We start from the raw sequence: 22,683 nt of genomic DNA on the forward strand, positions 1-22,683 counted from the left end.
GGCTCCTAACGTCTTTCCTTAGGATATCTTTCACCTTTAAGTTGTTAACCCCTTATCCACGCAAACCTAAGTCCGCCAAGCGCGCCTGTTAAAAAAATGTCTACGTCAAAGCCTGGGTTAAAAAAATCAGTTACCACTGGCGCTGGGATTCGCCAGGCCTTTCTCAAGTTTTACGAAGCGAAAGGTCATAAGATCCTGCCCAGTGCGTCACTGGTGCCCGAAGATCCCACGGTTTTGTTGACTATTGCCGGTATGCTGCCCTTTAAGCCTATTTTTCTGGGCCAGCGCCAGGCACCCGTAGACCGAGCTACCACGTCTCAGAAATGTATTCGCACCAACGACATTGAGAACGTAGGCCGCACCGCCCGCCACCACACCTTCTTTGAAATGCTGGGCAACTTTAGCTTTGGCGATTATTTTAAAGAGCAGGCCGTGGCTTGGGCTTGGGAACTTTCCACTGAAGTCTTTAAACTCGCCCCTCAGAACTTGGTGGTCAGTGTCTTTCGCGAAGATGACGAGGCCTATGCCATCTGGCGCGACCAGGTCGGTGTGCCTGAAAAACGTATCATCCGCATGGGTGAAGAGGATAATTTCTGGAAGTCGGGGCCTACAGGTCCCTGTGGCCCCTGTTCTGAAATTTACTATGACTTCCACCCTGAAAAAGGGGATGACGACATTGATCTCGAAGACGATACCCGGTTTATCGAGTTCTACAACCTGGTATTTATGCAGTATAACCGGGATGCCGAAGGCAACCTGACGCCGCTACAGGCCCAGAACATCGACACCGGCATGGGGCTAGAGCGCATGGCCCAAATCCTTCAGAAGAAGCCCAATAATTACGAAACGGATCTAATTTTTCCGATTATTCAGACGGCTGCAGACATCGCTAAGGTGGACTACTTCAAGCAGGATGAGTCTGCCAAGGTCTCGCTGAAGGTGATTGGTGACCATGTGCGGTCCGTGGTGCACATGATTTCCGACGGTATTACCGCATCCAACGTGGGTCGGGGCTATATTCTGCGCCGCTTGATTCGTCGTGTGGTGCGCCATGGTCGCCTGCTGGGTATCGAAGGTGCCTTTATCAATGAAGTGGCGGAGAGTGCGATCGCACTTTGTGAGTCCGCCTATCCTGACCTACGGGAGCGAGAAGACATCATCAAAGCTGAGCTGCAGCGTGAAGAAGACCAGTTCCTCAAAACCCTGGAGCGGGGTGAAAAGCTGCTGGCTGAAATCCTTGAGCGTAAGCCCAAGCAGATTTCTGGTGCAGAGGCCTTTAAGCTGTTTGACACCTTTGGCTTCCCCCTGGAATTGACCCAAGAAATTGCCGAAGAGAATGGCCTAACCGTCGATGTAAAAGGGTTCGAAATAGAAATGGCAGCCCAGCGGGAGCGCTCTAAGAGTGCCCATGAAACCATTGACCTGCTGGCCCAGGGCAACCTCAGCGAGTTGGGCATCGATTCTACTGACTTTCTGGGTTATACCGATGCCACTAGCCAAAGTACGGTTAGGGCCATTTTAGTCAATGGTGAAACGGTGGAAACCGCAGAAGCGGGGACTGAAGTGCAGTTGATTCTAGACCAGACTCCCTTCTACGCCGAGTCCGGTGGTCAAATTGGCGATCGCGGTTTTCTGGCTGGCGATACCCTGGTGGTACGCATTGAGGATGTGCAAAAGGACAATACCCTGTATATCCATCTAGGTCGGGTGGAGCGTGGCACCCTGAAGGTGGGCGATAGCGTTAGTGCCCAGATTGATCGCGCCTGCCGTCGTCGTGCCCAGGCCAACCATACCGCCACTCACCTACTGCAGGCTGCCCTGAAAAAGCTAGTGGACGATAGCATTTCCCAGGCGGGTTCGCTGGTGAGCTTTGACCGCTTGCGGTTTGACTTTAACTGCCCCCGTGCTTTGACGGCTGCTGAGGTGCAGCAGGTAGAGGCCCAGGTGAACACCTGGATTGCTGAGGCCCATGGTGCCCAGGTGGACGTCATGCCCATTGACGATGCCAAGGCTAAGGGGGCGACCGCTATGTTTGGCGAAAAATATGGCGATGAGGTGCGCGTTGTCGATTTTCCTGGTGTATCCATGGAGCTGTGCGGCGGCACCCATGTGGGCAATACAGCCGAGATCGGTGTGTTTAAGATTATTGCCGAATCAGGGATTGCCGCTGGCGTGCGACGCATTGAGGCAGTGGCTGGTCCGGCGGTGCTGGAATACTTAAACGTGCGCGATCAGATTGTGAAGGATCTGAGCGATCGGTTTAAGGCCAAGCCTGAGGACCTGGTGGACCGAATTACTAACCTACAGAGTGAGCTTAAGGCCACACAGAAAACCGTTGATGGCCTTAAGTCTGAGTTAGCGTTACTGAAGTCTGAGCAGCTGTTAGACCAGGCAGAAACCCTGGGTGACTTCCAGGTGCTGGTGGCCAACATGGGCGAAGTGGATGCAGATTCTCTGAAGACTGCGGCTGAGCGTTTGTTACAGAAGCTAGGCGATGGCGCTGTGGTGTTGGGGTCTATCCCCGCTGAGGGCAAGGTGAGCCTGGTGGCAACCTTTAGTAAGCCTGTCATGGATAAAGGTTTGAAGGCTGGTAAATTTATCGGCGGTATTGCCAAGATTACTGGCGGTGGCGGTGGCGGTCGGCCAAACTTTGCCCAGGCAGGCGGTCGTGATGCGTCGAAATTGCCCGAGGCATTGGATGCCGCGAAGAATCAGTTGGCAGAGGCTTTGGGGTAGGGGGCAAAATGTAGGGGCATACCCTTGTGGTTGCCCTGCTGCTGCATTTAATGCCACCTATTCTCCGGTGGGCCGTGCCCATCCTACGATTTATGCATCTTCCCCCTGATGAAGAATCTCGTCTGACTATCAACATCGTGCCGATGATCGATGTGGTCTTTGCGATTCTGGCGTTTTTTATTCTCTCTACGCTGTACCTGACACGGGCGGAGGGTTTGCCGGTGACGCTACCCACAGCAACCACTTCGGTCAGTCAAGATGAGGCTGCGCTGACCCTAACGATTACGGCAGAGGGGGCATTGTTTTTGGGGGATGAGCCAGTGACGCTAGAGGCCTTGCCGGCTGATGTGCAGGCGCTAATTGCACCGGGGCAGCCTGCCATGGTGACCATTCGGGCCGATGCGGCGACGCCCCATGGTCAGGTGGTGGCGGCGATGGATCGGATTCGGAATTTGGCAGGTGTACGGTTGGGGATTGCGACGCAGCAACCGTGATATTGATTTTGAAGGATTCATTTTGACTTGGACGGTGGGCCATGCCCACCATCTGGATATTATTATTCCTCTGCTGTTAACAATGCCTTGAAGAGATTGATAAACGGTTGTCCTGAGGTTTCCTCTTGGTTTTCAATGGTGACGATGGTTAGCTGTTGTTCTGGCAGAAAGTACATAAAGCTGCCAGCGCCTGGAAAACCACCATTGTGACCCAGCAGGGGACCGCCAGGGGTATCGCGTAGTTCCAGACCGAGCCCATAGCGATCGCGATCGCCTTCCTCAACCACGAGACTCTCCTGCTGCATTAGATTAAAGGCGTTAGGGGTTAACAGCTCTCCATTGTGCAGGGCTTCAGAAAAGCGAGCCAGGTCTGCCACCGATGAAATGACACCCCCTTCGCCAAAGCCCTGGGCAGTGGGATGAAAGAAGACGGGAACAAGTTGTGATTCTGCCGATGGGTCGATTTCTTGGATGTCAACATACCCGCGCAGCACGTTATCGGTCATTTCATTGTCATAGACCACCGAGGATGCATCCATGCCCAGGGGCTCAAAGAGACGCGATCGCAATTGTCCCCCTAAGCTATCACCGGTAGCTGCCTCAATAATGAGCCCCAACAGCGTATAGTTTGTGTTGCTATAGCTGTAGCGTTCTCCTGGTGTAAAGTTGCCAGGTTCTCCATAGGCCAACTGCAAAAAATCTTCCGGTTGCCAAATGCGGTGGGGATCTGACAATATTGCCGCTGCAAAATCATCATCTAAAAAATCTGGAATACCGCTGCTGTGGTTAAGCAACTGGCGCAGGGTAATCGTTTCACTGTGTTCAATTTTGCCGATGGTGTTGGGCAGCCACTGGCCGAGGGTATCATCCAGGTTTAGTTTGCCTTCCTGCATCAGTTGCAAGGTGATAACGGCCACCATCGGTTTGGTAATGCTGCCGATGTCCATGGCGGCATCCGCAGGCATCGGGGTGCCATTTTCCAGGTTGGCAAGACCAGCTGCGCCATTCCAAACCGAGCCGTCCCCTGTGATGATGTGCAGGTTTGCACCGGGGGCTTCGCTGGATTCCAGGGCCGCTTGCAGGGTGGCAATCAGACTGGCATCGCCAAATTCAAAGTTGTTGGCCCTGAGCTGATGGGGGTGAATATTGTGGAGTTTTACCAGTTGCTGGTCCTGGTGGGAAATAATTGTATGGTGGCCCTGGCGGTCAAAGCTAAGATTGTTGTAGGTAAGCCCTAATTGGGTGAATTTAATGCGATCGCGACCCCTTTGAAAGTCTCGGATGCGGGTGATGCCGTTGGTCCCGGAGCCGATCCAAAATTCATCAGCCCCGGCCCCGCCCACGAGTACATCACCGCCATCGCGATCAATTAAGCGATCTCGACCGGCTCCGCCAAACAGGCGGTCTTGCCCGGTGCCGCCGTCAAGCTGATCGTGACCCAGACCACCGCGTATGCGATCTCGACCCGCTTGCCCAAATAGGCGATCATTTCCCTGGCCCCCCAGCAAGACATCGTCGCCACTGCCGCCGATAAGCTGGTCATGGCCCGCTTCTCCCAGCAGTCGATCATTGTCTGCTCCACCGTGGAGATAATCATCCCCCTGGCCCCCCAGCAGTCGATCGTGACCGGCGTTGCCCAACAGGTGATCCTCACAGGCTTTACCCTGAATGATGTCATTATTCGCGGTGCCTACCAGGTTGTCGTTTTTAACGGTGCCCTTAATGCGATGGATCTGTTTAGGGTTGGCCGTCAAACTAGGGGCAGCTTCATGGTTAATTTCATGGGCAACCATGGGGCTATAGAGGGCAAGCGGTATGGAGGGGTGGGGGGTGGGGGTAATGCTGTTATGGGCTGTTGAGGGGAGTAGGTCAGCACCGACTACAACCGGAGGTGTAACAGTCTGAGATGTTTCAGGGATAAACATAATGAACTTGCGGCATGTGTGATTGTTAGTTTGGCAATGACAAGACCGCTTTCACATCATGCGATTGGGTCACCCAATCAGGTGATCCGTAGTTGTAGGCGCGTTATTTTTTGGAGACCTGGGGTCAGATTGTTGTGGGGATAGGGTGTTTGGAAATGGGGTATGACCCTGTAGGGTTGGGTATTGTAGCGTAGCTGTGGGATCGGTGAATTATTCGGAACTGCTGGACAACAGATTTTTTAGAATGGTTTGGGTGAGGGGGTGATGGTCAAGTTGTTCTGTTTGGTTCGTTTCAATCACCTTTTGCAAGATGGCAATAAAGTTGTTGCCAACGGTTTGGGTGTTGGGATGGTCCTGCCCGAGTTTGGCAAGAAAAATGTCTAGGGCTTTGACACCACAGTTAGCTGACTCTGCATAACGTTCTAACCCATAGAGAAACGTTGCTAAATTATTCAGACTCCGAGCGGTATCGGGATGATCAGGGCCGAGCTGGGCTTCTCTGATGGCTAAGGATCGCTGGAAGAGGGGTTCGGCGTCTTCGTAGCGCCCCATGGTTTTGTACAGCGCTCCTAAATTATTCAGACTCAGAGCGGTATCGGGATGATCAGGGCCGAGCTGGGCTTCTCTGATGGCTAAGGATCGCTGGTAGAGGGGTTCAGCGTCTTCGTAGCGCCCCATGGTGTCGTACAGCGCTCCTAAATTATTCAGACTCCGAGCGGTATCGGGATGATCAGGGCCGAGCTGGGCTTCACTGATGGCTAAGGATCGCTGGTAGAGGGGTTCGGCGTCTTCGTAGCGCCCCATGGTGTCGTACAGCAATCCTAAATTATTCAGACTCAGAGCGGTATCGGGATGATCAGGGCCGAGCTGGGCTTCATAGATGGCTAAGGATCGCTGGAAGAGGGGTTCAGCGTCTTCGTAGCGCCCCATGGTTTTGTACAGCGCTCCTAAATTATTCAGACTCCGAGCGGTATCGGGATGATCAGGGCCGAGCTGGGCTTCACTGATGGCTAAGGATCGCTGGTAGAGGGGTTCAGCGTCTTCGTAGCGCCCCATGGTTTTGTACAGCGCTCCTAAATTATTCAGACTCAGAGCGGTATCGGGATGATCAGGGCCGAGCTGGGCTTCACTGATGGCTAAGGATCGCTGGTAGAGGGGTTCAGCGTCTTCGTAGCGCCCCATGGTGTCGTACAGCGCTCCTAAATTGTTCAGACTCCGAGCGGTATCGGGATGATCAGGGCCGAGCTGGGCTTCACTGATGGCTAAGGATCGCTGGTAGAGGGGTTCAGCGTCTTCGTAGCGCCCCATGGTTTTGTACAGCGCTCCTAAATTATTCAGACTCCGAGCGGTATCGGGATGATCAGGGCCGAGCTGGGCTTCTCTGATGGCTAAGGATCGCTGGAAGAGGGGTTCAGCGTCTTCGTAGCGCCCCATGGTGTCGTACAGCAATCCTAAATTATTCAGACTCCGAGCGGTATCGGGATGATCAGGGCCGAGCTGGGCTTCTCTGATGGCTAAGGATCGCTGGAAGAGGGGTTCGGCGTCTTCGTAGCGCCCCATGGTTTTGTACAGCGCTCCTAAATTATTCAGACTCCGAGCGGTAGAGGGATGATCAGGGCCAAACCGTTCTTCCGTCATTGTCAGGCAAGCTTGCCACCAATGCTCAGCGTCTGGCCATAGGCTTTGACTTTGGTAAAACCGACCCAGACTCACAAACGGCCAAAGACTATCTGTACTGCCTTCAATAACATGACTCAGGTTCTGAGCTACCAGTTCCATATGGGGAACCGCTTCACTCAATGCCTGCCGTGAGCTGACAGTGACAATCTGCTGTGTTAGCTGAGCAAAATTAACTAGCGAGTCGGCCACGCCTTTTTGTAATGCAGACGTTTGATCACTGAGTTCAGTTTCTAACTTGCCCACCGTAAATTCACGGATCAACTGATGTAATTGATAACTTCCATCTGCATCGCTCTGTAACGAATTACGCTGCACCAATACCCCATCCAGTACCTCTTCCAAATCTTCCTCATCCCACTCTGGCAGTGCCCCCGCAATCAACCCCTGGGGTATGGGCGCTGCTGCAAAAATACTCAACACCCCCATCAGTGTTTTTGCCTCAGCTTTCAAATCTTGCCAGCTCAGCTCAAACGCTGCTTTAATGGGTTCTTCATACTCTTCTATTTGGTCATAGGCCACTTCTGCCGATGCCTGTTTCAGGGCCTTAGTCTCTAAACGTTTCCGGTGCAGTCTCTCTTGCAATTTGGCAAATGTAATCGTTGGGTGCAATGCCAGATATCGAGCCACAAGCTCCACCCCCAATGGCAACCGTCCCACCCACTCACACAGTTCTTCTGCCTCGGTTTGTTGTGCCCTAACCCGGTTTTCATCACCCATTAGCTGCACCATCAAGGCTATCGCCTCATCCAGCGGCAATAGCCCCAAGTCCACCCGCTCCACCGGTCTCCCAAACCGCCGTCGCGACGTCATCAACACCCGAAAGCTAGCATCTTCTGCGGGCAAAAAGTCTCTTATATCTCTGTACTGCGGCACATCATCCAACAACAACAGTCTTGGCCCTGGATATTGGCGACACCAACGCTCATAACACCATTGCGCCCGCGCCCGATCATCCGTCAAACCATCCGGCAACTGCCAACCAAAAATTGTTGCCGCATTCACCAACTGCGTCACCAAACCCTGGTCTCGCACCTTAAAGTACCAGCGCCCACCCGGATACTCAGCCTTCGCCTCCCGCACATATTGTTGCGCCAGTGCGGTTTTACCAATGCCACCCATCCCTGCCAGGGCGGCAATCGCCACCTGGTCAGAGCCTTTCAGCTTTTGCGAAAGTTGTTGCAGCTCAGCACGTCGCCCGACAAACTCGCGGGCAACTAAGTTCTCAAGACCAAAATCTGGGGTAGTTTTCCTTGGCGGTTCCCGTCCCGGCGGCTGTAGCTAATCAGGTATCTCATTAAATGTAATGTTTGCTCCATCACCGAACTGATAGTTTTTTACAGTAGCCCCATCACTAGCATTATTTACAGTTGTGTTGGGCGCATTGACATTAACCTGATTGTTGTTGCCACCAAAATTTTGCTGTACCGAATCAGCATTCATGTCATTCATATTGAAAACGACCTGATGCAAATCGCCAGCGATTTGTTCAACTTCCCTTGAGAAGTCATCACTAGCTTCTATTTCTTGATCAATGTAGTCTTTGAGAACTTTAATATCTGCTTCGGATCCCTTGGCGGCAGCTTCTAACCGTTGATCAATCCCTTTACCTTTGAAGCAGCGCTGCCAGATCAAATCACCTAGCTGCATAATTTTCTCATTAGCCTTTTCAACCACGGTACCGCCCAACTTCGTAGCGGTTTCTTCAAGCTTTTGTCCAGCACCGTTAAAGAACTTATCGAGGACGATTTTGGCTAAGGCAGTGGCAGCGGTTAGGGAAAGCGCTTCGAGCATAGGGCATTTACAGATAGTGATGGCACCTACGTTTTAGCAATTCTGATTGATATTTGTCAGGTACCTGCAAGGGGGATTGTTGGGGTGATTGACTGTCCTCCCCTTACCAAGGGGAGGTGCCGCAGGCGGAGGGGTCTCGATCGCTAGCGCTAGTTGTCGATCACCCCTCCCTGACGGTTCCCCTTGGTAAGGGGAACCCTGGGATTGTCGGCTTTAAGCAATTATTTGATGACTGTCCTCCCCTTACCAAGGGGAGGTGCCGCAGGCGGAGGGGTCTCGATCATTAGCGCTAGTTATCGATCACCCCTCCCTGACGGTTCCCCTTGGTAAGGGGAACCCTGGGATTGTCGGCTTTAAGCAATTATTTGATGACTGTCCTCCCCTTACCAAGGGGAGGTGCCGCAGGCGGAGGGGTCTCGATCGCTAGCGCTAGTTGTCGATCACCCCTCCCTGACGGTTCCCCTTACCAAGGGGAACCCTGGGATTGTCGGCTTTAAGCAATTATTTAATGACCAAGATCTACAACAAAAACTCTCAAAAGCTGAATCGCCAGAATTTACGTCGTCAAATGCCGAAGGCAGAGGTCGTTTTATGGAATAGACTTCGCCGCAGACAGATAGCAGGTGTCAAATTTCGTAGGCAATACAGTGTTGCTCGCTTTGTTCTAGATTTTTACTGTCCTGAACTGAAACTAGCCATTGAAATTGATGGTCCTACTCATTACAGTGCTGAAGCAAAGGACTATGATCGGTTTCGACAGAGAAGTATCGAAGGATTAGATATTCAGTTTCTACGCTTCACGAACCGAGATATTTACCAAAATATTGACGGCGTAATACGTACTATTTTGCAAAAGGTTCTTGCTCTCCAAACTTAACTGGCGCGAATGCTAAACATCAATGGTGACCATCCTCCCCTTCCCAAGGGGAGGTGCCGCAGGCGGAGGGGTCTCGATCATTAGCGTTATCGATCACCCCTCCCTGACGGTTCCCCTTATCAAAGCTACCGTGTACACACATCTCGAAAGGGAGTTCACAATCCTGCATTACCCCCCTTACCAAGGGGGGAAACTCCGGTTCTCCCCCTTGGTAAGAGGGAGTTAGAGGGGGGTAGACAACCGTAAACGCTATTTTCCAATACTTGTGTGTACACGGTAGCCTTACCAAGGGGAACCAGTTTATTCTTCACCCCCACCCCTTTGCTACAAATATTTTCACTCTGAGCAACGAATTTTATCCGTCGCCTAAGCTGATACCCAATCACACTGACAGGGTCGCATGTATCAGCTACTAGAACTGGTTCACTTCATTTTGCTGCACATTATGCAATGGCTGCAGCCATACCTGGGACCCATTTGCTTTGTCCTTGCCTGGTCCGTCGTTATCCTGGGTCTCTGGCAAATGATTGCCGCCACCCGTGATAGCGTGCAGCGCGCCCAGACAATGCACCGTATTCCCTGCCCTGACTGTGCATTCTTTACCAATCAAGCCGTCCTCAAGTGCTCGCTCCATCCCACCACCGCACTGTCAGAAGACGCCATCGACTGCTCCGATTATGAAGCCTCTAATCCTACAGTTGCAGCCTATCAACGCCTCAAAACATCCGACTGACCTGCACCAATACCCAATACCCAATAACTCCCACCCCCAATCTGCTAGTGCAAACCTCCACACCTTGATGCCTAGTACGAGTACATTAAATTTGGCTGAATTTACGGATGCCTTTATGGGTTCGTCAACCTAAACCAAATATTCTGTAGTAAGTCTGTCTTTTTGACTTGCCCATAGCCAATTCAGGGCAATCTGAGCAGAAGAGCTGGCAGTAATGCTGGTTGAGTGTTTCTTGATAAGTTGATCGCTGAGTGATTTCTAGGATATCGCGATGATTTCGATTTTTATTTTGACTCACAATGAAGAACGAGACATTGCCGCATGCATAGAGTCAGCTCTGGTCTCGGATGATGTCATTGTGGTCGACTCGATTAGTTGCGATCGCACCCTAGAAATCGCTCAGCGTTATCCTGTTCGTACAGTGCAGCACGCCTTCGAAAGCCATGGCAAACAACGCACCTGGATGCTGCGCAATGTCCCCACCAAGCACCCATGGGTCTACATTCTAGAAGCCGATGAACGCATGACGCCAGAGCTGTTCAACGAATGTATCGCCGCTGCCCAGTCTGGCCAGCATGTGGGCTATTATGCCGCCGAGCGCGTCATGTTCATGGACCACTGGATTCGCCACAGCACCCAGTATCCTCGCTACCAGCTACGGCTGCTCGACAAGCAGCACGTATGGTTCGACGACTACGGCCACACCGAACGCGAAGTGTGTGAGGGGTCCACCGATTTTCTTCAGGCCACCTACCCCCATTACACCTGTAGCAAAGGCTTTGACCGCTGGATTGAAAAGCATAACCGCTATTCCAGTGACGAAGCTGCCGAAACCATTAAGCAACTATCGGACCATGGCGTAGACTGGCGTGCCCTATTCCTGGGCCGTTCCGAAGTAGAACGCCGTCGCGCCCTGAAGGACCTGTCCCTGCGTTTGCCCCTACGCCCGTTGGTGCGGTTTATCTACATGTACTTTGTCCTGGGCGGCATTCTAGACGGTCGGGCTGGATTTACCTGGTGTATGCTCCAGGCATTTTATGAGTATTTGATCACCCTTAAGGTTTGGGAACTGCAAAATGGCTGCACGTCAGATGTGAGTGTGCTGGCTGACTCGTCTGCTGTTGATCAACCCACTAAAGAACTGGCCCGCTCCACGTAGGGGTGCATTATGGGGGCACATGTAATTTTTAGTCCAGTGATCAGGTCATAGTCTGGGGAGCATAATAGCTGTGTTTTCCTAACTCTGGGAAAACTAGGCCTGAGGTGCATGATGGGGAAAATCGCTCCCTATTCAAACTCATTAGCTTGACGCCGTACTAGAGGCGAGCCCGAAGCCTCCAAGTATATTAAATATGCTGACCCAGGCCCAATCCTTACCCCAGTATTTACTCACCCTTGCTCAGCAACATCGCACGGGTGAGCTGGTGATCGGTGCAAAAACTACTGAACCCTGGAAGCTTTACTTTTATTCTGGACGGTTGATTTATGCCACGGGAGGGCCGCATCCCGTGCGACGCTGGTATCGCTCTCTGCGTCGCCATAGTGAACAGTTTTCCAGTAGCTGGTTCGCGGCGATGCGCACCCCTGATGATTACTGGGAGGTGGATTTTATTAATCAAGCCGTCCGGTGTGAACACATTTCCCTCAATCAGGCTAAGGCCGCCATCCAAAGCATTGTGGATGAGGTGATCCTGACATTGCTTACCTCTCCAGCCGATGATGTGCAATGGCACCCAAATCGTATGGTGGCTCAGCAGATGGTGTTTTTGTCGGTGCAGCGGGCGTTGGTGCGATCGCAAAAAAACCATGATCAGTGGCCCAAAAAATTAAACGATCCCCTCACCACCGTTGCCCCTCACGACCTGCCTTACCTATCCCCTGTTGTGATCAATCCACGGGGACTACAGGTGCATCTGACAGCGGCTAGATATAAGCGTTTGAGTCGTTGGATGCAGGGCAACATTACCCTTTGGGATATGGCTGCCCAAACCCAGCATTCACTGCCGGATGTGATTAAGCTGCTGTTGCCACTGATCTATCAAGGTTGGGTCGATCTACAGCCCGTGCAAGATATTCCTGCCCCCTATGTCCCCCCCCGATCCTTAGCCACCCAGGGGCTGACCAAAGGGCTGATTGCTTGTATTGACGATAGCCCCTTAGTCAGCAAAGTCATGGCAGAGCTGGTGCAACCCCTAGGCTACGAAGTGCTGCCCGTAACCAAGCCCGTTGAGCAAATTTCCATCCTGACTCAGCACCGGCCTGACCTGATTTTTTTGGATATCACCATGCCCAATATCAGCGGCTATGAACTGTGCAAGTTTCTCCGTCGGACTGAAGCATTTTATAAAACACCCATTATCATTTTGACGGGACGGGACGGCATGATTGATCGGATGCGGGCCAAAATGGTAGGTGCAGATGACTTTTTAGCCAAACCGCCAGCGCCTGAGAAAGTAGCTCAGCTGCTGGATAAGTATATTTCTGATGCCCGGTAATGGGGGATTGCCCATTCCCCATCCCCCCCATACAATTAACAACTGCACAATTACTTCTGACCCTTAACGCATGGCTAGCTCCCAGCCCAACGATCAAAGTCCTCGCGAAATTCGCGCTGCTCGCTTACAGAAAATAAGTGAATTAAAAAAACTGGGACTCAATCCATATGCCTACAAATGGGATGTGACCCATCAGGCTGCCATCCTTCAGAAGAAATTTGCTGATCTGCCCACAGGAGAAGAGACCGAGGTTGAGGTCAGTATTGCCGGTCGCATCATGGGCCGACGGGTATTCGGTAAGCTTGCGTTCTTCACGCTTCAGGATGAAACTGGCTCAATTCAGCTATTTCTAGATAAAAAGACCATCCAAGCGGGGATGGCCGACATTGATGAGCAAGCATTTACCCATCTCAAACAGCTGACGGATGTGGGCGATTTCTTTGGGGTGAAGGGCATCGTTAAGCGCACGGATAAAGGGGAGCTGTCGGTGAAGGTGAGCACCTATGCCATTCTCACCAAGGCGCTGCTGCCGCTGCCAGATAAGTGGCATGGCCTCACCGATGTGGCCAAGCGCTACCGCCAGCGTTCCGTTGACCTGATTGTGAACCCTGAGGTTCGGGATACCTTTCGGAAGCGGGCGCGAATTACCGCCTCAATTCGTCGCTATCTGGACCAGCAAGATTTTATTGAAATTGAGACGCCGGTTTTACAGGCGGAGCCCGGTGGTGCCGATGCCCGTCCGTTTGTGACCTATCACAACACGCTAGACATGCAGCTCTATCTGCGGATTGCTACGGAACTGCACCTGAAGCGCCTGATTGTGGGTGGTTTTGAACGTGTGTTTGAAATGGGTCGCATTTTCCGAAATGAAGGCATTTCCACCCGTCATAATCCAGAATTTACGTCGATTGAGCTGTACCAGGCCTACGCTGATTACCACGACATGATGGATATCACCGAGGCGCTGATCATTAATGCTGCGGAAGAGGTGCTGGGCACTACGCAAATTACCTATCAAGGTGATGCCATTGACCTCAGCACTCCCTGGAAGCGCATCACGATGCATGATGCCGTCCAGGAAAAAACTGGGGTTAACTTTGCTGAGTTCACTGATCTAGATGAGGCGAAAGCGGCGGCAAAAGCGGCGGGCTTGCATGGTATCGATGACTGCCCCAGCATTGGCCATGTCTTAAATGAAGCGTTTGAGCAGACAGTGGAACCGACGCTGATTCAGCCCACCTTTATTACCGACTATCCGGTGGAAATTTCTCCATTGGCTAAACCCCATCGACATAAGCCTGGTCTGGTGGAACGATTTGAACTGTTTATCGTCGGTCGAGAAACCGCTAATAGTTTTTCAGAGCTTACGGATCCTGTGGATCAACGTCAGCGTCTAGAGGCCCAGGCGGCTAAAAAAGCAGCGGGTGACTTGGAGGCCCATAGCCTAGATGAAGATTTTGTTACTGCCCTAGAATATGGTATGCCACCCACAGGGGGGATGGGCATGGGGATCGACCGGCTGGTGATGCTCCTGACGGATTCGCCCAGCATTCGGGATGTGATTGCATTTCCCTTGCTGAAGCCTGAGCAAGGAAGTCGTGATTAGTTAATCTTGCCAAACTGATTAAACTATAGGGGAAGGTGTTGAGGGCAAACTATTGTAATTGCAGTCTTCTGTCAGTATTTAGAGAATGCACCCGTGCATTTTCCGAGTTTCTGCACCATAAAGGCTCAATAACTCCCGTTAATTTATAATTTTGGCTAACCCGTATAAATAACTATGGCTCAGTCATCTGCAGATAGCACGTTGGCCCGCTTGTCGCAGGGCACCATGCCCGGTCGTCTTAAGGCTCAGGTTCGGCATTTATCTAAGCCTAGATTTATTGAGCTTTTAGAGTTGATCATTCAAGAATTTGAGTATTTTCTCAAAGCGATCAACTTGATTAATAATCAATCGCTGGAAACGCTTCTGGAAGAGCTGTTGGAGGCGTTTACCTTAAAAATTGGTCAGATTCTACAGGCCGATCGCACTACTATCTTCATCGTCGATGAAGAGAATCAAGAACTTTGGTCAAAAATTGCTCAGGGTGCGGGGGAGAAGGCGGTCGAGATCAGAATACCAATGGGTAAAGGGATTGCTGGCTATGTTGCTGAGACTAGAAAAACCCTTAACATTCCCAGTGCCTATGATGATCCTAGATTTAACCGGGCAACGGACGAAGAAACGGGATATCACACTAAAAATATTCTGTGTATGCCCATCTTTAGCGACGGTGTCAACGTCGTTGCGGTGGTGCAGTTGCTCAATAAAATTGGCGGTAACCGGTTTACGCTCCAGGATGAAAAGGAGTTTGAATCCTTTGCTCGCTCCATTGGTGTACTCCTAGAAAGCTGTAACTCGTTTTATACGGCTGCCCGCACCCAGAAAGGCCTCAATGCGCTACTCAATGCCATTTCATCGTTAGAGCAGAGTTTGGAGCTAGAAGTGACTCTGCAGTCGGTCATGGCTGAAGCGCGAAAACTCATGCAGGCGGATCGCAGCACCCTGTGGCTGATGGATGGTAATCAGCTATGGTCTAAAGTGCAAAGTGCCGATGGTACAGAGCTGATGGAGTTACGCCAGGCCAATGATAAGGACAGTATTGTGGGCTATGTGGCGTCCACTGGCGAAACTCTGAACATTCCTGATGCCTACAAGGATAGTCGGTTTAATCGCTCGGCGGATGAGCGCACTGGCTATCGCACCCACAGTATTTTGTGCATGCCGGTGTTTAACTCATCGGGCAAAATTATGGGGGTGACCCAGCTGATTAATAAGATGCAGGGGGCATTCACTCGCTCGGATGAGTCGTTTATGCGGGCGTTTAATACCCAGGCGGGGATTGCTTTAGAAAATGCCCAGCTATTTGAAAATGTGTTGGTGGAGAAGCAATATCAGAAGGATATTCTTCAGAGTCTTTCGGATGCCGTTATTTCCACAGATATGGGGGGCCGGATCGTCACCATCAATGAAACAGCCCTGAGCTTGCTGGGGTGTCCCATGGACGAGTCAGTGATTGTTGAGGGTGAATCTCTGGAGGCGTTACAGAAAACCTGGGAAGAAAAGCTGATCGGGCGATTGCTTTGGGAAGTGGTGCCGATTGAGAATTTGCGATCGCGCCTGGCTGATAGTTTAGAGTTTGGTACACATCAGTATGTACCTGAGCAAACCCTACAGGTGGCACTAACTACGGTTAAAGGCCAGTTGGTTATGTTAGTGCCTGCCGAAATCCGGCGCAAATCCTCCACGTTTATTCCCCGAGAACATGACGATACTAACCAGACTTACTATCTCTGGGGACAACGGTCTGACGCGATCAATGCCTATGAGAACGTACACCACCTTGAACATAGCATTAACCTCACGGTCAATCCCCTGACCGATCCCGGTGGCGGTGTCAGGGGTGGTCTTGTGGTTCTGGAAGACATCAGCCAGGAAAAGCGGATGAAAACGACGTTGTATCGCTACATGACCCCCAGTGTGGCGGATCAGGTCATGGCCCTTGGGGAAGATTCCCTGATGGTGGGTAAACGTCGGGATGTCACCGTACTATTTTCCGATATTCGTGGCTACACCACCCTGACCGAGAGACTGGAGGCATCTCAGGTGGTCTCCATGCTGAATGAGTACTTTGAGACCATGGTGGAAGCCGTCTTTAATCACCAAGGCACCTTAGATAAATTTATCGGTGATGCCCTGATGGCTGTGTTTGGTGCGCCGTTGCCCCTGGAAAACCATGGTTGGTCAGCCGTGGAAGCGGCCCTCGATATGCGGGAGCGGCTGGTGCACTTTAACCGGTCACGCCAGGCGAATAGCCAACCCAAAATCAACATCGGTATTGGTCTGAGCTCTGGCGAGGTGGTGTCTGGCAATATCGGTTCCCGTCGCAAGATGGAATATACGGTGATCGGTGATGGTGTGAATCTCAGCTCCCGGTTGGAAGGGGTGACCAAACAGTATGGCTGTGACATTGTCATGAGCGAACATACCTATGCTCGATGTCGTGACTTAGTCTGGGTGCGAGAGCTGGATCTAACGCGTGTGAAGGGTAAGACAAAGCCTGTGAAAATTTATGAGCTGATTGGCAGCCGACAAAATCACCAGTTAGATCAGGCAACCCAGGACTTTCTAGACCTTTACAAGCAAGCCCGTAAGGCCTACACCTCGCAAAAGTTTACGCGGGCATTAGACCTATTCACGCGGGCAAAGGTGATGCGACCTCAGGATAAAGCTGTATCGGTGCACATTGCCCGTATTCATTCCTATTTAGAGAATCCACCGCCAGCGGATTGGGATGGGGTATATGTCATGACCACTAAATAAAAATAGGTTTGCCATTTTTCCTTAATTTGTAGAGGCGTTCCATGGAACGCCTCTACAAATTTTTAGGACGCCCCTGTAACACCCATCCACGCTAAAATGAGCGATGCAAATTTTCCTTGGGAGGCCCCATGGCTGAGCGAAAGAAGCTCTATGAAGGCAAGGCAAAAATTCTTTATGCCACTGAGGATCCGGCGGTATTGGTGACGTACTTCAAGGATGATGCCACGGCGTTTAATGCTCAGAAGCGAGGGACCATTGCCAATAAAGGGTGCATTAACAATGCCGTGTCCACCCACTTGTTTAAGCTGCTAGAAGCCCAGGACGTGACCACCCATTGGATTGCTTCTCCCAATGAGCGGGAGATGTGGGTGAAGCCGGTAACCATTGTGCCCCTGGAAGTGGTGGTGCGTAATCTGGCGGCTGGCAGTCTTTGTCGGCAAACGGGGTTGGCCCTGGGCACACCGCTGACGCCGCCGCTGGTGGAGTTTTACTACAAGAATGATGACCTGGGGGATCCGCTGCTGACTTGCGATCGCATCCGTGCCATGGATATCGCCAGCGATGATACTGTGACTGAGCTAGATCGCATGGCCCGCAGTATTAACCAAATTCTCAAAGACTTTTTCAATAGCTGTAGTATTACCCTGGTTGACTTCAAACTTGAATTTGGCACCCTTGCTGACGGCACCCTGGTTTTGGCCGATGAGATTAGCCCCGACACCTGCCGCCTATGGAATCAAGAGGAAACGGATGAATCCCGTCGAGTGATGGACAAAGACCGATTTCGTCAGGATTTAGGGGATGTGGAGTCAGGATATCAGCAGGTGTTGGATCGAATTCTGGCACATACAAATTGAGCACTGAGGGATGCGGTGCGGTAGAATCTTTCAGAAAAATATTAAATTCTGTTCACATTTTTCTAGCGCAATCAGACGTGTGTTTGAAAAAGTGAAGGGTTACTAGAACCTTAGTTATAGACCCCTAAGCCGGATTTAGTGTATGTCATTAACAGGGGCTTTTTAAGAGCGTCTGTTCCTATTTGGTGTAAGGAGTACGTTTTCTGCCTATGCGCTTTTCGCCGACTCTATTGGCTTGTTGCACCGTTGCGACATTGTTTGGGTTGCCCGTACTCGCAGCCGATGCGGCTGACGTAGTGGACGCTTCCACAGTTGATGCTATGGCAGATGATGCCGCAGAATCAGCGGTTGCTGGTCAGTCAGAGCTAACCCCAACAGAGGGATTGCCTCAGCAGCAAACAGAAATTGCCTCTGAAACCTCTGAGGATGTGGCTGTTGAGCTACCCGTTGCCGCAGCCGAATCGACTGATAGCGCTACCTTATTGGTTCAAGAATCTGAAGAAACCCCTGAAGAAACGTTAGATCGCCTTTTAGACGGCATTAACAATCAACCCTCTGAACCAGCCGAGCCAGCCGAGCCCGTTGAGGCAGCGCCAGAACCTGAGGATACGCCACAGACTGAGAGTCCTGAGAGTCCAACACCCGATGAAGAGGTTGTAGAAGAGGAGCCCGCAGACGAAGAAGTTCAGGTGCTTGTGGCTGAGCTAGATGTCATTACCCTGGACGGTAGTCCCCTCGATCCAGAACTTGAAGACATTGTCTATCAGGCAATCAACCTGCGTCCTGGTCGTACAGCCACCCGTAGCCAGCTGCAAGAAGACATTAACAACGTGTTTGCCACGGGCTTTTTTGCCAATGTTCGGGCCAGACCCGAGGATACTGATTTGGGGGTGCGGGTTACCTTTGGGGTACAACCCAACCCAGTACTAACCGGTGTAGATGTGCGCACTGACGCTGAAACAGCAAGTGTGTTGCCGGATGAGAAAATTGATGAAATCTTTGGCGATCAGTATGGCAAAATCCTCAATCTGATTGATTTCCAAGACGGTATTTTAGAACTTAACGAGTGGTACCGTGAGCAGGGATATGTACTGGCTCAGGTGACGGCGGCTCCCCAGGTTTCAGACGATGGTGTGGCTACCCTAGTCGTTGCTGAGGGTGTGATTGAATCCATCGAAGTTCGCTACATCGATGCGGATGGTAATAGCGTTGATGCAGAGGGGGAACCCATCGACGGTAGAACCCGCCCGTTTATCGTTACCCGAGAATTCGAAACCCAGCCCGGTGACGTTTTCCGGCAGGACAGAATCCAGTCGGATCTGCAGCGAGTGTTTGGTCTAGGGATTTTTGATGACGTCCGTCTCTCGCTGGACCCTGGTGATGAAGATCCTCGAAAAGTCAAGGTGGTCGTCAATGTTGATGAAGGCAATACAGGATCTGTCGGTGCTGCCGTTGGCTTTAACCTCAGTGGTGATGTCTTTGGTAGTGTCAGCTATCAGCAGGATAACCTGGGCGGTAATAATCAGACGCTGCGCACCGAAGTGCAGCTAAGTGAACGCGAGCTGTTGTTTGATGTCAGCTTTACGGATCCTTGGATTGCTGGAGACCCCCATCGCACGTCCTACACGGTGAATGGCTTTAACCGCCGCTCAATTTCTCTAATCTTTGACGGAGGGGACACCGATGTTGATCTACCTAATGGAGATACTCCTCGGGTTAACCGTTTGGGTGGAGGTGTGACCTTTGGACGTCCTTTAGATAACGGTTGGAGTGGTTCAGTTGGTCTGGAATATCAGCGTGTTTCCATTCGAGATAGCGATGGCGATTTATCTCCTGAAGACCAGTTTGGTAACGATCTAAGCTTTAGTGGCGATGGTCGTGATGATCTCTTGAGTATTCCCATCGGCTTTGTTTGGGACCAGCGTAATAACCCCTTAGCTCCCACTAGTGGCAGTTTGCTGCGGCTTGGTTCGGAGCAGACTATTCCGGTTGGTCAAGGCACAATTTTCTTTAATCGATTACGGGCTAGCTATAGTCGCTATGTGCCGGTTAATTTCATCAAATTGGGTGATGGTCCCCAAACCATTGCTCTTAATGTGCAGGGGGGAACCGTGCTGGGCGACTTGCCTCCCTATGAAGCATTCTCTCTCGGGGGAACCAACTCAGTGCGCGGGTTTGATGAGGGTGATTTAGGGAGTGGTCGTTCTTTTGTGCAGGCAACTGCTGAATATCGCTTCCCATTGTTCACGTCTTTTCTCGGCGGCGCTTTGTTTGTTGACTATGGTACTGACCTGGGTTCAGGGGATAATGTCCCTGGCGATCCGGCGATTATTCGTGATAAGCCTGGAGATGGCTTTGGCTACGGTGCCGGTATTCGAGTACAAACACCGTTAGGTGCGCTCAGGCTTGACTATGGCTTAGGTGACGGCGGTGATGGTCGCATTCACTTTGGGATTGGAGAACGCTTCTAATGACAGAGGGAGCAGGCATGCAACATACTTTGGCTGCTCCGGTTACCGCTACGGGAGTGGGGCTACATTTAGGGCAGATAACCCATGTAACGGTGTTGCCTGCCGCTACTAATGTGGGTCGTCATTTTGTTCGCACAGATGCAGGTGCTGAATTGATTCCAGCTGATGTCTCAGCTGTGAGTCAAACTCGTCTTTCAACACAGTTGGGCAGCCCTGAAGGGCCATACGTGCGAACGGTGGAGCATTTGTTGGCAGCATTGTGGGCTGCCGGGGTGGACAATGCCCGTATTGAAATTGACGGGTCAGAAGTGCCTCTCATGGACGGGTCCTCACTTGATTGGAGTCGTCTTGTGCAATCGGTGGGAACGGTGGAACAAGAGTCCCCACGCGGCGGTGGAATACTCTCTGAGCCTGTTATTGTGCGGGATGGGGATGCCTATGTGATGGCGTTGCCCGCTTCAGAGCTTCGTTTTAGCTATGGCATTGACTTTCCGATGTCTGCCATTGGTAATCAGTGGCATAGCTGGTCTCCCATGGCTGGAGACTTTGTTGAGCTGGTGGCTCCGGCCCGTACATTTGCCATGGCCCATCAAATTGACGGTTTGCGATCGCAAGGTCTGATTAAAGGTGGCAGTCTTGAAAACGCCCTAGTTTGTGATGAAGAGGGCTGGCTTAATCCCCCGCTGCGATTTGCAAATGAACCGGCACGTCATAAACTTTTAGACTTAGTAGGGGATCTCAGTTTATTAGGTGTTCTCCCTACGATGCATGTGACAGCTTATCGAGCTAGTCATAGTTTGCACGTGCAGTTAGCTCGTCATTTGGCCGCTATCTGTTTGTCAGAAACATCGGCTCCCGCTTAGCCGAGAGCACCTACGCCGTTGCTGTTCAAAAACGTCTATGGCCACCACCGTTGTTAAAGATAAAGCTCATCCTACCAATCAGGAATCTCAACCGACTGCCGACGAGAATCCTACCCCTATTACCCTTAATCTAGAGCAGATTCACGCGTTGTTACCCCATCGCTATCCGTTTGCTCTAGTTGATCGCATCATCGACTATGTTCCTGGCAAACAGGCAGTTGGTTTAAAAAATGTCACGTTCAATGAACCCCATTTCCAAGGACACTTTCCGGGGCGTCCTATTATGCCCGGGGTCCTGATTGTTGAAGCCATGGCTCAGGTGGGCGGTATTGTACTGACCCAAATGCCTGGTGTGAATGGCTTATGTATGTTTGCTGGTATCGATAAAGTTCGGTTTCGGCGACCAGTTGTGCCAGGTGACCAGCTGGTTATCACAACAGAGTTGCTTAGCGTTCGCGGGCTAAAATTCGGCAAAATGCAGGCTAAGGCTGAAGTTGATGGTCAACTGGTGTGCGAAGGTACCCTGATGTTTTCTGTGGTGGAATAACAAATAACCAATGTTCCCAACTGCTCTGATTCATCCCACGGCGGTCATTCATCCGAGGGCCCAGGTCCACTCTAGTGTGAAAGTGGGCCCCTACGCTGTTATCGGGGAAAAAGTCAGTGTTGGTAAAGACACCGAAATTGGTCCCCATGTGGTATTGGATGGGCACACCGAAATTGGCCAGCGCAATCGCATTTTTACTGGAGCTGCCATTGGTTTAGAGCCTCAGGACCTCAAGTATGACGGTTCTGAGAGCTTGGTTTCCATCGGCGACGATAACAACATTCGTGAATATGTCACCATCAACCGACCCACTCGATTTGGTGAAATTACCCGTTTAGGCAATGGCAATCTTTTGATGGCCTATGTGCACATAGCCCATAACTGCCTGATTCAAGACAGCGTTATCATTGCAAATTCGGTGGCACTGGCCGGTCACGTTCACATTGAATCTAATGTCCGCATCAGCGGTCTTGTTGGCATTCACCAATTTGTTCACATTGGTCGCCATGCCATGGTTGGTGGCATGAGTCGGATTGAGCGCGATGTGCCTCCCTACATGATGGTGGAAGGCAATCCATCAAGGGTAAGGGGACTCAATCAGGTCGGTCTGAAGCGATCAGGCATTGGCGATCTAGAATCTGGGCGTGTATACGATGGTCTCAAACAGGCCTATCGTTTGCTTTATCGCTCGGGGCTCACATTTAGCGAGGCTCTCAATAAATTGGACTCTGTTGCTAACAATGAGTATGTGCAACATCTCCATAGATTCTTAGTGGCTTCCCAAGGCGACAGCCGACGAGGTGTTATTCCAGGACGGCATATCTCACGCAAATAAGGTTCTGGCCCTAAAT

16 protein-coding genes are annotated in these 22,683 nt (G+C 51.4%); 13 read left to right on the forward strand and 3 right to left on the reverse strand.

Annotated features, from left to right (window positions below; translation table 11 throughout):
- Nucleotides 1–96: 96 nt before the first annotated feature.
- Together alaS and U2F10_RS00465 are read left to right on the forward strand one after the other, a co-directional pair.
- A complete protein-coding gene (alaS, locus tag U2F10_RS00460) occupies nucleotides 97–2,736 on the forward strand; it encodes an alanine--tRNA ligase (protein WP_499870148.1) in 2,640 nt (879 codons plus the stop codon).
- A gap of 26 nt (nucleotides 2,737–2,762) precedes the next feature.
- Nucleotides 2,763–3,230: an ExbD/TolR family protein gene (locus U2F10_RS00465; RefSeq protein ID WP_499870149.1), complete on the forward strand. Its 468-nt coding sequence runs from the start codon at nucleotides 2,763–2,765 to the stop codon at nucleotides 3,228–3,230.
- Nucleotides 3,231–3,292: 62 nt separating this feature from the next.
- Here the strand turns inward: U2F10_RS00465 and U2F10_RS00470 are convergent, their stop codons facing one another.
- From U2F10_RS00470 to U2F10_RS00480, 3 genes are all read right to left on the reverse strand, one after another.
- Complete coding sequence (locus tag U2F10_RS00470) at nucleotides 3,293–5,155, reverse strand: serine hydrolase (RefSeq protein ID WP_499870150.1); 1,863 nt, start codon at nucleotides 5,153–5,155, stop codon at nucleotides 3,293–3,295.
- 210 nt (nucleotides 5,156–5,365) lie between these two features.
- Nucleotides 5,366–8,017 (reverse strand): tetratricopeptide repeat protein, encoded by a 2,652-nt coding sequence (locus U2F10_RS00475; protein WP_499870401.1) that lies wholly within the window; start codon nucleotides 8,015–8,017, stop codon nucleotides 5,366–5,368.
- Nucleotides 8,018–8,113: 96 nt separating this feature from the next.
- Nucleotides 8,114–8,626 (reverse strand): hypothetical protein, encoded by a 513-nt coding sequence (locus U2F10_RS00480; RefSeq protein ID WP_163665904.1) that lies wholly within the window; start codon nucleotides 8,624–8,626, stop codon nucleotides 8,114–8,116.
- 508 nt (nucleotides 8,627–9,134) lie between these two features.
- Here U2F10_RS00480 and U2F10_RS00485 point away from each other — a divergent pair.
- From U2F10_RS00485 to lpxA, 11 genes are all read left to right on the forward strand, one after another.
- Nucleotides 9,135–9,503, forward strand: a complete 369-nt coding sequence (locus U2F10_RS00485) for an endonuclease domain-containing protein (RefSeq protein ID WP_499870152.1) — start codon at nucleotides 9,135–9,137, stop codon at nucleotides 9,501–9,503.
- Between the two features lie 400 nt (nucleotides 9,504–9,903).
- On the forward strand, nucleotides 9,904–10,236 hold the full coding sequence (locus tag U2F10_RS00490) for a hypothetical protein (RefSeq protein ID WP_163659609.1): 333 nt from the start codon (nucleotides 9,904–9,906) through the stop codon (nucleotides 10,234–10,236).
- Nucleotides 10,237–10,507: 271 nt separating this feature from the next.
- Entirely contained in the window at nucleotides 10,508–11,395 is an 888-nt protein-coding gene (locus U2F10_RS00495) for a glycosyltransferase family 2 protein (RefSeq protein ID WP_163659611.1), read from the forward strand.
- Nucleotides 11,396–11,588: 193 nt separating this feature from the next.
- Nucleotides 11,589–12,731 carry a response regulator gene (locus U2F10_RS00500; protein ID WP_163659612.1) on the forward strand — a complete coding sequence of 381 codons (1,143 nt, stop codon included), beginning with the start codon at nucleotides 11,589–11,591 and terminating at the stop codon, nucleotides 12,729–12,731.
- Between the two features lie 70 nt (nucleotides 12,732–12,801).
- Entirely contained in the window at nucleotides 12,802–14,337 is a 1,536-nt protein-coding gene (gene lysS, locus U2F10_RS00505; protein WP_163701141.1) for a lysine--tRNA ligase, read from the forward strand.
- Between the two features lie 174 nt (nucleotides 14,338–14,511).
- Entirely contained in the window at nucleotides 14,512–17,094 is a 2,583-nt protein-coding gene (locus tag U2F10_RS00510) for a GAF domain-containing protein (protein WP_499870154.1), read from the forward strand.
- Between the two features lie 128 nt (nucleotides 17,095–17,222).
- Nucleotides 17,223–17,951, forward strand: coding sequence for a phosphoribosylaminoimidazolesuccinocarboxamide synthase (purC, locus tag U2F10_RS00515; protein ID WP_499870156.1), 729 nt, complete (start codon nucleotides 17,223–17,225; stop codon nucleotides 17,949–17,951).
- A 209-nt stretch (nucleotides 17,952–18,160) separates the two neighbouring features.
- Nucleotides 18,161–20,422 carry a BamA/TamA family outer membrane protein gene (locus U2F10_RS00520; RefSeq protein ID WP_499061473.1) on the forward strand — a complete coding sequence of 754 codons (2,262 nt, stop codon included), beginning with the start codon at nucleotides 18,161–18,163 and terminating at the stop codon, nucleotides 20,420–20,422.
- 17 nt (nucleotides 20,423–20,439) lie between these two features.
- Nucleotides 20,440–21,285, forward strand: a complete 846-nt coding sequence (gene lpxC / locus U2F10_RS00525; RefSeq protein ID WP_163661641.1) for a UDP-3-O-acyl-N-acetylglucosamine deacetylase — start codon at nucleotides 20,440–20,442, stop codon at nucleotides 21,283–21,285.
- Between the two features lie 37 nt (nucleotides 21,286–21,322).
- Complete coding sequence (gene fabZ, locus U2F10_RS00530) at nucleotides 21,323–21,832, forward strand: 3-hydroxyacyl-ACP dehydratase FabZ (RefSeq protein WP_163659621.1); 510 nt, start codon at nucleotides 21,323–21,325, stop codon at nucleotides 21,830–21,832.
- 10 nt (nucleotides 21,833–21,842) lie between these two features.
- Entirely contained in the window at nucleotides 21,843–22,667 is an 825-nt protein-coding gene (gene lpxA, locus U2F10_RS00535; RefSeq protein ID WP_006518869.1) for an acyl-ACP--UDP-N-acetylglucosamine O-acyltransferase, read from the forward strand.
- The last annotated feature ends 16 nt before the right edge of the window (nucleotides 22,668–22,683 follow it).

It is taken from the genome of Leptothoe sp. EHU-05/26/07-4 (assembly GCF_043421015.1).
Lineage (GTDB): Bacteria > Cyanobacteriota > Cyanobacteriia > Phormidesmidales > Phormidesmidaceae > Leptothoe > Leptothoe turfae.